This is a genomic window from Winogradskyella sp. UBA3174 (assembly GCF_002364335.1).
In the GTDB taxonomy this organism is placed as follows: domain Bacteria; phylum Bacteroidota; class Bacteroidia; order Flavobacteriales; family Flavobacteriaceae; genus Winogradskyella.
On sequence record NZ_DEXW01000077.1, the window covers coordinates 21,929 to 35,941 of the forward strand.

The following is a 14,013-nucleotide window of genomic DNA, read 5'->3' on the forward strand; positions in this document are numbered from 1 at the left end:
TATTTTACAATAAAAATGTTAATTAATTTTCACAAATACAAACCTCTAAAAACACCTAGTCCTCAGGCGGATGACCGTGTATTTCCTCAAATTTTTCATCAAAATTAGCACGCAAATAAGAATTTAGCTTCTTCTGATAATCATCCTTCAACCATTTTAAGAAATTATAAGTGCTTTTACTGATGCATTTTGCATAGGTTTCTATACGTTGGTTAGTATCATCTTTTAGGAGCTTCGCTAAAATAATAGCATCATAAATATCTTCACTATTCTCTATACAAATTTTAGCGTGTTGCTCTATGGATCTTTCTAAAACAACTTTAGAAGATTCACCCTTTGCTACGGCATCTTTATAAGTTTGTTTAATATCAAAATAGGTGTCTTCAGATTTTGAAAACTCTTCTTTAACTTCATCAGATAAATCGTGCTTAAAAGTAGACTCAATAATATCGTCACTCTTAATACGATCTGCATACCAATTCGGTGATTTAAAGATGAGTTGCCAATCTAAGTCTGCTCCCCAAGGTCCGAATCTGTAAAGGTTGTTTCCTAGATCTATAGTGGTAAAATAAGGTTTGTTATTTAAAATACGAGAACCTCTACCAATCATCTGATAGTAAAGGGTTAATGATTTCGTTGCTCTATTTAAAATTATTGTATCAATAGTCGGCTCATCAAAACCTGTTGTTAAAATACTTACAGATGTTAAAATAGCATCTGGTGTTTCGTGAAACCATTGTAAAATTTGTTTTCGCTGCTTTTTAGTCGCTGTATTATCCAAGTGCATAATCGGTAAATCAGCTTCTTTAAAGGCATAATACACATTTATAGAGGTATTAATTCCGTTATTAAAGATAAGTGCTTTTTTGCCCAATGAATGTTTTTTATAGGCATCTACAAGTTTTTGTAACATGGCAGGACTAGAGTATAAATCCTCTGAAGATTTCACTGTGTAATCACCATTAGAACCCACCTCTAAAGACGTTAATCCCATGTCATATGCATAAGTTTCGGCACGTGCTAAAAACTCATTTTCAATAAGGTTTTCTATGGTTTCTCCTGTAATTAACTCATCATAGTTATCTTTCATTGGTAACTCTTTGTTAGAGCTCAATGGTGTCGCAGTAACCCCTAACACGAAAGATTTTTCAAAGAATTTAAAAAGTTTAGTAAATGAATTGTAATGCGCTTCATCAATAATCACTAAGCCAACATCTGAGATATCAAGCATATCATCATTCAAACGATTATTTAAGGTCTCAACCATTGCCACAAAACAAGAATAATCTGCTTGGTCGTCTAAGTTTGCTTTACTATTAACCACTTTATTAGTTACACCAAAGCTCGTCAACATTTTAGAAGTTTGGTTACAAAGCTCAACACGGTGCGTCATTACTAACACCTTTTTATTATGATTTTTAAGATATTGACGCACCATTTCAGAGAAAATCACTGTTTTACCACCACCTGTTGGTAGCTGATATAATAAGTGATAATCATCTGGTGCATTATCAAATTTTTCAAAAATCTTATTTATAGCTCCTTGTTGGTAATCGTATAATTCTTTATCAGTTTTCTTTTCTTGAATAACTTGATTTGTTTGCGACATAAATATGTTTTCGTAGATTTTATTTAAGTTGCAAAATTACAACACTTTGCAGCATAAAAAAAGCATCAAAAGTTAATTGAACCCTTTTATTATTTGAACGTTTCTAATGAAACAATAATAATTTTATATTTGCGTTAGAAATCTGAAAATGATAATCATTTAATGAAATACCCCCTTTTCTGTCTTGCTTTAGTTTGTACCACGTTATTAATTAATGCACAAGATGATTCCCTCGCTAATTCAATTAAGATAAAATTACCTATAACAAGCTTCATTAAAGGCAATGTTACAGAGGAAGTTGAAATTCCTGTGGTTTATAAAACAATTCTAAAAGTTAATATTAAAGGTGAATATTGGGATACTTTAAACTATAATCCTTACAAATCTGTTGCCTTAAAATTTCCCTTAAAAATAACATTTAACGATTCTACTTACTCGTCTCCTATTCCATTTAAAAAAGTGATTACGTCTCGCTATGGTTGGCGACGCGGTAAACCACATAAAGGTATTGATATAGATTTAGTAACCGGAGACAGTGTCGTAACCATTCTAGAAGGGATTGTACGTTTTGCGAGATACAGTCGTGGTCATGGCAAAACCGTTGTAATTCGTCATTATAATGGTTTAGAAACAACATACGCACATTTATCTGATATTGGAGTTAAAGCCAATGATACATTAGCTAAAGGACAATATCTTGGTAAAGGTGGTAATACAGGGAATTCTAGAGGAAGCCACTTACATCTTGTTGTAAGTTATAAAGGTGTGTATATTCATCCTGATTATTTGTTTGATTTCTCTGAAGCTAATACTATACGTGCTAAAGAACTTTGGGTAACCAAAAAATGGACGCAACCCGTTTATCATAATTCTAAGCGTCTAAAAAATATAGATACTTATCAAACCAAAGCAGAGGCTTTAGCGAGCTTAGTAAAGCAACGCAAAGTTTATGTTGTTAGAGGAGGAGATACATTGTCTCGTATTTCTCAAAAAAACAATGTTTCTATTTCTGCTATTTGCAAAACAAATGCTATAAGAAAGACATCTACACTAAAAATAGGTCAAAAATTAGTTTTAGAACTCTAAATAGTTTGCGCTTCAAACTATAAATTTCAGTAATTTGCACTTACTAAATTCTTATTTAATTTGAAAGTCTGTATTGCCGAAAAACCAAGTGTTGCAAGAGAAATTGCAGCTGTATTAGGAGCAACCACTAAACGTGATGGTTACTTTGAAGGTAATGGTTATGCAGTAACTTACACCTTTGGCCATCTCTGTACATTATTTGAACCCGTAGATTATAAACCGTATTGGAAAAGTTGGGACTTAAATAATTTACCCATGCTTCCTGATAAATTTCGGGTTAAGGTTTCTAATAATGATGGTATAAAAAAGCAATTTAAAATAGTAAAAAGCTTATTTGATAAAGCTGAACTTGTAATTAATTGTGGTGATGCTGGCCAAGAAGGAGAATTAATTCAACGTTGGGTTATAAACGAAGCCAATTATAAAGGTGAAGTACAACGGTTATGGATTTCATCTTTAACGACAGAAGCGATTAAAGAAGGTTTTAAAAATTTGAAATCATCTAAAGATTACGATAACCTATATTATGCTGGTTTTTCGAGATCTATTGGTGATTGGCTTTTAGGTATAAATGCTACACGATTATATACAGTAAAACACGGTGGTTATAAACAAGTTCTGTCTGTAGGACGCGTACAAACTCCAACATTAGCGATGTTAGTGAATCGTTTTAAAGAGATTGAAAATTTTAAGCCACAACCCTATTGGGAATTACAAACATTATATCGAGATACACTTTTTAGTTATGAAGAAGGTCGTTTTCTTAAAATGGAAGATGGTGAAGTTTTAGCTAACAAGGTTAAGGAACATGAGTTTGAAATTGTATCTATAACTAAAAAGAAAGGTACAGAATATGCTCCTAAACTTTTTGATCTTACAGGATTACAAGTGTATTGCAATACTAAGTTTGGATTTTCAGCAGATGATACGTTAAAGATTGCACAAAAACTATATGAAAAAAAGGCGGTAACATATCCGAGAGTTGATACTACATTTTTACCCTATGATGTGTATCCTAAAGTAAAAGGCATACTTTCTAAACTAACAGATTACTCAGTACTTACATCACCTCTATTAAATAAAAAAATTAAGAAATCTTCTAAAGTTTTTAATGATAAAAAAGTAACAGATCACCACGCTATTATTCCGACCGGAATGCAAATACATCTACAATACAATGAGCAACGAGTTTATGATATTATCGTAAAACGTTTTATTGGTGTTTTTTATGATGATTGTAAAGTCTCTAACACTACGGTAATAGGAAAAGCTGCAGATGTGAATTTTAAAACCACAGGAAAAGAGATTTTGTCTAAAGGTTGGCGTGTGGTTTTCGAAAACAAAGATGTTACAAGTTCGTCCAATACTATAAAAGATATAATGTTGCCAACGTTTGTTAAAGGTGAAAAAGGACCTCATAAACCTTCGTTTTTAGAGAAACAAACCAAACCACCGAATCAGTTTACAGAAGCTTCTCTTTTGCGTGCTATGGAAACCGCAGGCAAACAAGTTGATGATGACGAATTAAGAGATCTAATGAAGGAAAATGGTATTGGTCGCCCGTCGACACGTGCTAATATTATTGAAACGCTTTTTAGACGAAAATATGTTAAGCGTAATAAGAAGCAATTAATTCCGACGGTTACAGGGATTCAATTAATTGACACCATAAAAAATGAGTTACTGAAATCTGCTGAACTCACAGGCTCTTGGGAAAAACAATTAAAAGATATTGAGAAAGGCGAATTTAGCGCTGGTGCTTTTATAAAAGGTATGAAACGGATGGTTGACGCTTTGGTTTATGAAGTGAGAAGCGAAAAAGTACAAACACGTATCTCTGCCGTAAACAATAAACCTATTGGTAAGACTAAAACAAAACTGACATCGAATGCTCCATCTCTAAAAATAGTTGGCAGCACTTGCCCTAAATGTAAATCTGGTGACCTTTTAAAAGGGAAATCTGCTTATGGTTGCACGCTTTATGGTAAATCTTGTGAATTTACCTTACCATTTAGTTTTGGTGATAAAAAAATATCTGAAAATCAGTATGTGCGTCTATTAAGTAAAGGTTCTACAGTTAACTTAAAAGGTTTTAAGATTGATGGACAAATTTTAGAAGGCTTATTGCGTTTTGATGCTCATTATAAATTAAAACTAGAACTTAAACAAACGAAAGCTAAAAAGGTGTCAGCTGGTGATACTTGTCCTAAATGTAAAACTGGTAAATTACTAAAAGGAAAAGCTGCTTTTGGTTGTAGTAATTATAAAGTTGGTTGTGATTATCGTGTTAGTTTTTAGGAGTAATTGGAATGTAAAAATCTTCTTCTGAATCTGGGCTTCCATTCTTATATTTCTCACCCATAACTTGAAAGTGTGGTCTATCATCTACCTTAAAACCAGAATTAGGTAACCATTCGGTCATAATTTGTTGATAGGCTTTTAATGTATCCATCCCTTTATGAAGAAACACAGCATATTCACCTTCAGGTATTGTAAAACCTTTCATTTCTTTGGGAATAGTTTCTAAATTTGAAACTCCCACACATGCCCAAATATCAAAAGGTTTTTCAAAATCATTGAAATCGCTATAAGTTTGAAGTGCAATGAAGTCTTTATTTAAAATATTCTCAATCTTATTTTTGCTTGGCATAAATCGTTTCCATAGCTTTATGATATTTCCATATTCATTATGATACATGCTACTTTTCATTCCAATGATTCTTTTTTCTGAGATATATATAAGCTTAGGTTTCATTATTAACGTTTAATTTTTAAAATCATTTTAAAGTCTATAGGCTTAGAATGTTTTGATTCATTTTGAGGTAATATAATAGCCTCTTTAACTAAACCTTTTAAAGCATCGTTATCAAAAGATTTAGTGCTTGTAATTGGAGTATGTCTTATCAATTTACCCGTTCCTTTTAATAGATACTTTGGATCTGATAATAAGGTACCTTTATTAAGTCCAAGATTTAAATGATTAGTATAGATTGGAATCACACAAAATATATCACCTAGTTTTTCAGATAATGAATATACTGATGTTAAGGCATGTGTAGGGTACAAGAGCTCTGTTGCATTTGGATATGCCTCTAATATATAATCCCTTAGCTGGAGATATAAATCTATAAGATCTTGATTCTTATGCTTTAGATAATAAAGAAAGTCTGTGTGTAACTCTTGTCCTAAGCTCATAAATTAAAGGTATAAAAAAACCACCCTAAACTAAATTAAGATGGTTATATATTTATGAAGTATGTGTGTTTAAGCTTGTTTTACTTTAACAGCATTCATACCACGCTGTCCTTTTTCTAATTCAAACGTCACTTTATCGTTTTCAGCTATATCATCAATAATACCACTGACATGCGTAAAGTGCTTTTCGTTTGTATCAAGATCAATTATAAATCCGAAACCTTTAGAATTGTCGTAAAACGATACTTTCCCATTTCTTATTGGATCGAAAACTTCGTCGCTTTCTTCTTTTGTTGGAATACCAAGAACTATGTTCTTCGCTTTAACCTTAATCTTCATAGTTGGATCTGGTGGAGTATCTGTTAAATTCCCATCGTGATCTACATATGCTATAGGAATTCCTCCTGAACCATTTTCATCTCTATCAAGCTTACGCGCATCCATTTTCTTACGCTTATCTTCTCGTTTTTTTAATCTCTTTTTTTCTTTTTCACTTTTACTAAAAGTCTGTTGTGATTTACCCATTCGTTGTTTTAAATATTAATATATGCATGCCAAAGAAAATATTGAAGATTTAGAAACACGCTATCCTAAAACAATAATTAGTGTTGAAAAACCTTGGAAGAATAACTTTAGAACAAGCTATTTTTGCGATATATCTTCGTTTAAGCGGAGCAAATATACAATTTCTATTTTAATTATAAACAGTACAGGAGTCTATAAATTTTAATAGACCTGCCTTTTTGTATCAATTAATTTTAACACATTAATATTAAGATTAAAAACGGTGTAGTTCATTATGTTTAAACGTGGCGTTTACTATTGTGCTTTCAATATAAAATTAAAGAAAAGTTGTTACAGTTTACATGACTTAAAACTAAACAAATCACTTTAATTAGTTATATTTATATTCTATGACAAATGATAATATTGTATTAATATTAAGCCTTATTTCTGGTGTTTCATTCATCTATTACGGCCTTAGTTGTTTTAAAAGTAGAAGGGTAAGACTAGAATTTGAGCGTTATGGCCTTCCACACAGAAGAGTCCTAACTGGTGTATTACAGCTGTTAGGAGGTATAGGTCTTTTAACAGGTCTTTACTTAGCTACAGAATTAGCATTTTCTGCTAGTCTAGGGTTAACTATATTGATGTTTTTAGGGTTTTCAGTACGTCTTAAAATAAAAGATGGTTTCTTCGAATCTGCACCATCACTCATTTTTGCACTACTCAATCTTTATCTATGTTACCGTTTTTTTCTAATGATTAGTTAATAAATTATACTAATGCAATAACTAAACATAAAACTAAAAATAGTGCTGCTGGAAATGACTTAAATAAAGGGTCGCTAATTTTAATATGCATTATAATGGAACCTGTTAGCAATACTGCTAGAACTAAAGCAGAATAATATTCTAATTCAATCCAATAAATAGAAGCTAATAGGGTTAAAGAACACCCGACTTTAAAAAAACCTACAACATAGAGCATTGTAGTGTTTAGACCATATACGCTAAACTCTTCATTTAATGTTTGCGCATTTCCTCCTCTCCATTTTGTTGGTTTTTTATTCTGAATTAGCCAGACATTGAGAAGACTTAAGCCAACAATTAACTTTAAAGCAATATTAAAATATTCCATTATATTTTATTTTAAATGTAATTTACTAAAAAAATCTGAAGTTAAAATATTGAAAGCTTATATAATTAACCCACTAAATATATTCTGAAGTTAAGTTTTCAACCAACACACCATCTTCTAAAGATTTTATAACACCTTCGGCAGCACGTTCTCCAGAAATCATAGCTGCATTTAATGACCCATTAAGCAAGTAATCACCTGCTATAAAGATGGTTGGTTTTAATTGCGTTTCTGTGGGAGAGATATCGTATTGCAAACTATCTAAGTCAGGTAAGGCATTCTTAATATGATAACATTTGACGAATGTTTTGACTTGAATATTACAATAGGTCTTCAACTCTTCTTCAACCTTTTTTACTAATTCTAACTCCGATAAAGTATGATCTTTAACAACTGTAACAGATAATAATTCTTCGACTCCTTTCTCTTTTGTTTGCAAACTACTCACAAAGAAAATATTATTTATTAAAGCATCATTATCAGCAATTAACCCAATAATAGGGTTTTTAATTGTTCGCTTTATTACCTCAAAATAAAGGTTATAACACGATTTCCAATTTTGCTGCTGATTATTAAGATTTGCAATAAACTTATCTGGTGCTGTTGCTATAATTGTAAATTGAGTTTTAACAGTAGTGCCATCTTCTAATTGAATACTAGAGTCATTTACCTGCTTAATCTTTTTGTTAAATAAGAATTCAGTAGTTTTTAGTTGACTTTTTAGTTGTTTAGAAATAGCTTCTATACCATCTTTTGGTACAACTGCTAATCCATCTCCAAACATTTTGTAAACAAACTCAAACATTCTGCTAGATGTTCTCAATTCTGGTTCTAAAAAAATCCCCGAGAAAAAGGGTTTAAAGAAATTGGAAATGATTTTATCTGAAAACCCTTTTTCTTTTAAATAGTCTAAAGTAGTTGTTTCTTCTTCTCTGAAAATAGATTCTAATGTTTTCTTTTTAAGGACAGTATTAAGTTTTAGTATTTTTATTTTATCTGTTAATGTTCCGACGGAAGATGTCATCGTAGATAATAAAAAACTAAAATCCCTTAATGGATCACCAATAGTTTCCATCTTTCCGTTTAAGAATATTGCAGCTCCAGACTTAAGAGTCTGTAATTGTAAAGCATCAAAATCTAAATGTTTTTTTGCATAAGGATAGGCGTTTAATAATACCTGAAAACCATGGTCTAACTGATACCTTTTTTCAATATCTGTTTTAACGCGCCCACCTACTCTATCTGTTGCTTCTATTATGGTAGGTTTATATCCGGCAGATTCTAATGTTTTAGCTGCAATTAAGCCAGCAACGCCAGCACCAATGATATGAATTTTGTAATCCTTACGATTCATAATTAAATCCTAAAACAATTTATAGTTTTATTAATTCACCAACTTGCATGATATTTATAACACTCGATTTTGCTGTTAAAAACGTATTGCCATTTGGTTTTATGTCCAAATAAATTTCATTATTACCTATTTTAAAATTAATAGCTATAGCTTGTTTTTCATCATCAAATTTGACATTGTAATTTTGCATGGGTCCATTTGTCTCTATTTTTTTATTTTCAAAAGACAGCGATGTTATATTGCATGAAGCTTCATTACGATTAACAACAATAGTATTGGTATTGTTCTCGAGCTTCTCTCTGTTCTTATTATTATAAACAAAATTGCCAGTGAACTTATACGCTTTAGATTGAACTAAAGATTTTAAATTATTATATGATAATTGAAATGATGCTTTCTGAGTTTGTTTATTTTGTGCAATACCATAAGTGGTGAATAAAGCACAAACTATTATACATACAATTTTTTTCATCTTTTATTTTGGATCTAATGTTGTTTTAATTCTTTCTATACAATCTCTGTAGTGATATTTCGTCTCAGTATTTAATGATTGTCTCGCTGCTGATTCTAAGACACGTTTTAACTGATTCAATTCTCCTCTTACTAAAGCTCTTACATCAGATTGATTGACATCAAAATATTGTCTACTACGTCTAGGGTCTAAATCTTGGGTCATTAAATAGATCATTCTATCTAAATAAACACGTTGCAAGTTACGTCTAAAAACCGAAACATTTGATGCTGTTTTTGTTTCTTTCCATAGGCCTGAGCGTACGTCTAGTAACATTTCTAATGCCGAATAATTTGAGGCATCCATTGCATTATGATCTATAAGTCTACCTAATCGTTCGAAATTTAAGAGGTTATTAAGATGGCGACTTTGTAGACGTCTTAAGCGCTCAGAATAGCCAGCATAATCAATGTTTTGAAGAATTGACTTGTCTAATAACCAGCTTGGAGTTTCAAATGCATTTTTATGCAACCATTTTATAGCAGATTTCTGATACGATTTCGCAACTGGATTATACACATTACCAGATTGTTCTGGTGTTTTAGAATCTTCTACGACTCCACCTACATGAGTAACTACATGGCCTATATATCTGCTCCAAACACCTAGCATTTCTCCATATAATTCTTCTAAATCCTGATAATTATTAGTTTTATCGCTGGTCCAACTTGTTAAATTTTTAGCAACTATTTTTAAATTGCTTAAACCATAAGTACTTGCTTTTATACTATTGTTGCCAATATCTTCTGTTTGTGATGTAGGATCAAATCTGCTACTTTGTTTTCCGAATTTATAAAGTGGGTCGCCAGATTTCTCCATTACCCAACCATTTAAAGTTTCTTTTTCAGCATCCGCAGATTTAGCATTTGGTAAATACCTGTAACCATAATTAATCGCATAATTATCATAAGGACCTAATTGTCTTATAAAACGAATATTACTATCACCAGGCTGCGCAATGTAGTTGTAGCGTGCATAATCCATTATAGTAGCTGCAATACCATTTTTTTGTGTAAAATCACCATTTCTATAACTCTCTACATCATACGCGTAACTTGCGCTCATATTATGTGGCAATCCTAAGGTATGACCAACCTCATGAGCAATTACCATTTTCATCATCTCACCGATTTCTTCATCTGGTGTATTTAATGTTCTTGCAGCAGGGTTTGCAGCTCCTGTTTCTAACATATATCGGTTACGGTAAGAGCGTAAATGGTTGTGATACCAAATGATATCACTTTCAATAATCTCCCCACTTCTTGGGTCAGATACACTTGGACCAGTTGCATTACGCGTTGTACTGGCTACATACCTTACTACTGAATATCTAATATCTTCTGGGCTAAACTCAGGATCTTCTTCTTTTGTTGGAGGATCTTTAGCAATAATTGCATTTTTAAAACCTGCCGCTTCAAATGCTTTTTGCCAAAGTTCAATACCTTCTTTCATATAAGACCTAAACTTCATTGGTGTAGCAGGATCTAAATAATATACAATTGGTTTTACAGGCTCAACCAATTCTCCACGTTTGTAAGCCTCAATATCTTTTGGTATTAACTTCCAACGTCTTAAATATGTTTTTTTATCTGCTTTTAACTCGTTACTTCCATAATCGTACTGACTTAGTGTAAACCAACCTACGCGTTCGTCAAAATGACGCGGTTGCATTGGTACTTCTGGCAATAAAATCATAGATTGATTAACTTGAATACTTATAGTCTCATCACCTGTATTTACTGGTGGTTCTGTTGCATTAAATGTAAAGTCTTGTATGACTTCTATGTTTTCAGGATAACTTTTCATTCCGTTTATAAAACTTCGTGATTTGTCTAAGTTTCTCACTTTGTATTGTCTTCTTATATATGATGGTAATCCACTGATGGCTTTAACATCAGAACCATAAAAACTTGAAACATCGATAACTACTGATGATGAATCTTTAGAAAATGCAGCTATATCAAAAGCATATAAAGTAGGCTCGTAATTATTAGACCTAACGGATACATTAATTGGGAGGCTGTCTGAAGCTATTGCACTAGAGGATTTTTCTTTAATTAGAATTTTATTTTTAAAACGTTCCCAATTAATCATTCTTGTACTCGTTTTTGTACCAGCATTAACATAACCTCCTCCTAGATTTGTAGGTAATTTTGCTAAACGACTTACTAAAAGCATGTCTTTGTTTAGGTGATCCATTGGGATTTCGAAATAATACTTCTCACCTACTGCATGCACATCAAACAAGCCTTTATCAGTAATTGCATCTTTGGTAATTACTTTATCATAGTCTTTTATCTTTGCTAGTTTCTTTTTTGGAGGTTGAGGTTTTTCTTGTGTTGCTGCTGATTTGTTGTTTTTTGACTTTGTTTGTTTTTTAACTGTAGCACAAGAGAAAACAAATAGTGTAAAAAAGGTTAGGATAAAAATTTTCTTCATAATTGGTTGAATATTATTTATTGACTTGCTAAAGATAATTAATAGAATCGTAGTTTTTAATTTTTTCTTAAAAGCTGTTAAAAAGACCTTATTGTAGTTAATTCTAGAGTATTTTTGCGAAAATAAATTGTAGACATGCCAAAATCACTACCATATTTTAGGCTTCTAGCACTGCTAGAAGGGGTCTCTTATATCTTATTGCTTTTTATAGCAACGCCAATAAAATACCTTTCTGATGACCCACAATATGTAAAACTTTTAGGAATGCCGCATGGTTTATTATTTGTTGCTTACATTGTGTTTGCCATAATGATTAGTAGCGCAATGAAATGGAACAATAAAGCACTATTTGTTGTTTTAATAGCTTCTATTATTCCGTTTGGTACATTTTATATCGATAAAAAATTTTTAGCTAAAAAAGATGCTTAACATAAAACATTATTTTTACAATCTATTAATAGATAAGGGCTTGTCAGAGGACACAGCTAGTTATCTGAATATGTTGTCTTTATTATTAATATTATTAATAATAGCTTTTGCCGTTGACTTTATTACCAAACGTGTATTAAGGCGTTTCTCAGAAGGAGTAGCTAAACGTACCAAAACAAATTTTGATGATATCTTAATAGATAATAAACTACCAAGAAATGTAGCGCATATTGTACCCCTTATAATTTTAATTGAATTTGTACCACAAGTTTTTACAGACTTCAGTTACGCAGAAACTATTATCGAAAAAACACTTAAAGTTATTGCTATAATTTTAACACTTAGCATTATAAGAAGTATTCTTAAGTCTATTAAAGATTATCTTAAAACTCTATCGCGTTACAAAGACAAACCCATAGATAGTTATATACAAGTATTTATGATATTTGCTTGGCTAATTGGGTCGTTTTCTGCAATTGCCATATTAACTGGGATTACATTTCTGACTTTTGTAGGAACTTTAGGTGCTGCTTCTGCTATTATTATATTGATTTTTAAAGATACCATTCTGGGTTTTGTCGCTAGTATACAAGTATCTATTAACGATATGGTACGTATTGGTGATTGGATTACTTTTGAAAAATACGGAGCAGATGGTGACGTTATAGAAATTAATTTAGCTACAGTAAAAGTTCAGAATTGGGATATGACCATAACTACTATTCCAACCTATGCCTTAATTTCAGATTCGTTTAAAAATTGGAGAGGTATGGCAGACTCTGGTGGTCGTCGCATCAAAAGGTCAGTTATCATAAAAGTCTCTACTATTAAGTTTCTAAGTGATACGGATATTGAGAAACTCAAAAAAATTGAATTAGTTTCAAAATATATTGAATCCAAATCGAAAGAAATAAATGATTACAATACTAAAAATGGTGCTGACAAATCGGTCTTAATCAATGGAATCAATTTAACCAACTTTGGTGTCTTTAGAAAATATCTACAAACGTATATAGAAAACCACTCTGCTATTAATAAAAATATGACTTTAATGGTACGTCAATTAGAACCTACTTCACAAGGTATACCTATGGAAATTTATGCTTTTAGTAAGGATCAACGTTGGGTAAACTATGAATTTATTATAGGAGATATTTTCGATCATGTTTTAGCAGCTGTGACGTATTTTGATTTGGAAATTTACGAACTAACATTAGGGAAACAGAATTAAGAATCTTCTAAACGATCTTTAACAAATTCCACTTCCGTTTTACCATGTGGTAAAGGCTTACCGTCTTTACCTAAATTTACCATAATAATGTTGTCTACAGTTAAAATAGTTTCGCGTGTCATTTTATTTCTGACTTCGCATTTTATTGTTATAGATGACCTGCCAAATTTTTTAACTCCAATACCAATCTCAATAATATCTCCCTGTCTAGCAGAAGCCATAAAATTAATTTCAGAAATGTATTTAGTTACAATTTTAGAATTTTCAAGTTGAATAATCGTATAAAGTGCAGCTTCTTCGTCTATCCATGCTAAAAGCTGACCACCAAATAAAGTGCCATTTGGATTTAAATCTTCGGGCTTAACCCATTTCCGTGTATGAAATCTCATGTTTTTTTAGTATTAGCTTATAAGTATGTTAGTCAAAGATAACTCTTAATACAATATTTTAGAATTGATTTGTATTAGAAAATTGAATGTGAAAATTACTGTTGTTAATAACAGCGTTAACAAGATATT

The 14,013-nt window shown here is 31.5% G+C and carries 15 protein-coding genes; 6 read left to right on the forward strand and 9 right to left on the reverse strand.

Features of this window, described 5'->3' with window-relative positions:
• Positions 1 to 55 precede the first annotated feature (55 nt).
• A complete protein-coding gene (locus tag B2U95_RS14550) occupies positions 56 to 1,609 on the reverse strand; it encodes a DEAD/DEAH box helicase (protein WP_296317404.1) in 1,554 nt (517 codons plus the stop codon).
• 162 nt (positions 1,610 to 1,771) lie between these two features.
• Between B2U95_RS14550 and B2U95_RS14555 the strand changes: the two genes are divergently transcribed.
• Both B2U95_RS14555 and B2U95_RS14560 read left to right on the forward strand, forming a co-directional pair.
• Positions 1,772 to 2,695, forward strand: coding sequence for a M23 family metallopeptidase (locus B2U95_RS14555; RefSeq protein WP_296317406.1), 924 nt, complete (start codon positions 1,772 to 1,774; stop codon positions 2,693 to 2,695).
• A 60-nt stretch (positions 2,696 to 2,755) separates the two neighbouring features.
• Complete coding sequence (locus tag B2U95_RS14560) at positions 2,756 to 4,993, forward strand: DNA topoisomerase 3 (protein WP_296317408.1); 2,238 nt, start codon at positions 2,756 to 2,758, stop codon at positions 4,991 to 4,993.
• Here the strand turns inward: B2U95_RS14560 and B2U95_RS14565 are convergent.
• The 3 genes from B2U95_RS14565 to B2U95_RS14575 form a co-directional block, all read right to left on the reverse strand.
• Positions 4,983 to 5,450 carry a GyrI-like domain-containing protein gene (locus B2U95_RS14565; protein WP_296317410.1) on the reverse strand — a complete coding sequence of 156 codons (468 nt, stop codon included), beginning with the start codon at positions 5,448 to 5,450 and terminating at the stop codon, positions 4,983 to 4,985. The two genes, B2U95_RS14560 and B2U95_RS14565, sit on opposite strands and share 11 nt — an antisense overlap.
• Before the next feature lie 2 nt (positions 5,451 to 5,452).
• Positions 5,453 to 5,890: a DUF1801 domain-containing protein gene (locus B2U95_RS14570; protein ID WP_296317412.1), complete on the reverse strand. Its 438-nt coding sequence runs from the start codon at positions 5,888 to 5,890 to the stop codon at positions 5,453 to 5,455.
• Between the two features lie 69 nt (positions 5,891 to 5,959).
• On the reverse strand, positions 5,960 to 6,415 hold the full coding sequence (locus B2U95_RS14575; protein WP_296317413.1) for a cold-shock protein: 456 nt from the start codon (positions 6,413 to 6,415) through the stop codon (positions 5,960 to 5,962).
• A 22-nt stretch (positions 6,416 to 6,437) separates the two neighbouring features.
• Here B2U95_RS14575 and B2U95_RS14580 point away from each other — a divergent pair, with 22 nt between their 5' ends.
• Together B2U95_RS14580 and B2U95_RS14585 are read left to right on the forward strand one after the other, a co-directional pair.
• Positions 6,438 to 6,620, forward strand: coding sequence for a hypothetical protein (locus tag B2U95_RS14580; protein ID WP_296317415.1), 183 nt, complete (start codon positions 6,438 to 6,440; stop codon positions 6,618 to 6,620).
• A gap of 184 nt (positions 6,621 to 6,804) precedes the next feature.
• Positions 6,805 to 7,164: a DoxX family protein gene (locus B2U95_RS14585; protein ID WP_296317418.1), complete on the forward strand. Its 360-nt coding sequence runs from the start codon at positions 6,805 to 6,807 to the stop codon at positions 7,162 to 7,164.
• Positions 7,165 to 7,168: 4 nt separating this feature from the next.
• On the opposite strand, the gene B2U95_RS14590 is transcribed toward B2U95_RS14585, so the two are convergent.
• From B2U95_RS14590 to B2U95_RS14605, 4 genes are all read right to left on the reverse strand, one after another.
• On the reverse strand, positions 7,169 to 7,531 hold the full coding sequence (locus tag B2U95_RS14590; RefSeq protein ID WP_296317419.1) for a DoxX family protein: 363 nt from the start codon (positions 7,529 to 7,531) through the stop codon (positions 7,169 to 7,171).
• 73 nt (positions 7,532 to 7,604) lie between these two features.
• The gene (locus tag B2U95_RS14595) at positions 7,605 to 8,885 is read right to left on the reverse strand and encodes an FAD-dependent oxidoreductase (RefSeq protein ID WP_296317421.1); all 1,281 of its coding nucleotides are present in this window, start codon (positions 8,883 to 8,885) and stop codon (positions 7,605 to 7,607) included.
• Positions 8,886 to 8,904: 19 nt separating this feature from the next.
• Positions 8,905 to 9,357 (reverse strand): hypothetical protein, encoded by a 453-nt coding sequence (locus B2U95_RS14600; protein ID WP_296317423.1) that lies wholly within the window; start codon positions 9,355 to 9,357, stop codon positions 8,905 to 8,907.
• 3 nt (positions 9,358 to 9,360) lie between these two features.
• Positions 9,361 to 11,835, reverse strand: a complete 2,475-nt coding sequence (locus B2U95_RS14605; RefSeq protein WP_296317425.1) for a zinc-dependent metalloprotease — start codon at positions 11,833 to 11,835, stop codon at positions 9,361 to 9,363.
• A gap of 135 nt (positions 11,836 to 11,970) precedes the next feature.
• Here B2U95_RS14605 and B2U95_RS14610 point away from each other — a divergent pair, with 135 nt between their 5' ends.
• Both B2U95_RS14610 and B2U95_RS14615 read left to right on the forward strand, forming a co-directional pair.
• On the forward strand, positions 11,971 to 12,264 hold the full coding sequence (locus B2U95_RS14610; protein WP_296317427.1) for a DUF3817 domain-containing protein: 294 nt from the start codon (positions 11,971 to 11,973) through the stop codon (positions 12,262 to 12,264).
• Entirely contained in the window at positions 12,257 to 13,495 is a 1,239-nt protein-coding gene (locus tag B2U95_RS14615; RefSeq protein ID WP_296317428.1) for a mechanosensitive ion channel family protein, read from the forward strand. The genes B2U95_RS14610 and B2U95_RS14615 overlap by 8 nt, the downstream gene beginning before the upstream one ends.
• On the opposite strand, the gene B2U95_RS14620 is transcribed toward B2U95_RS14615, so the two are convergent.
• Positions 13,492 to 13,884, reverse strand: coding sequence for an acyl-CoA thioesterase (locus tag B2U95_RS14620; protein WP_296317430.1), 393 nt, complete (start codon positions 13,882 to 13,884; stop codon positions 13,492 to 13,494). The genes B2U95_RS14615 and B2U95_RS14620 overlap by 4 nt on opposite strands.
• Between the last annotated feature and the right edge of the window lie 129 nt (positions 13,885 to 14,013).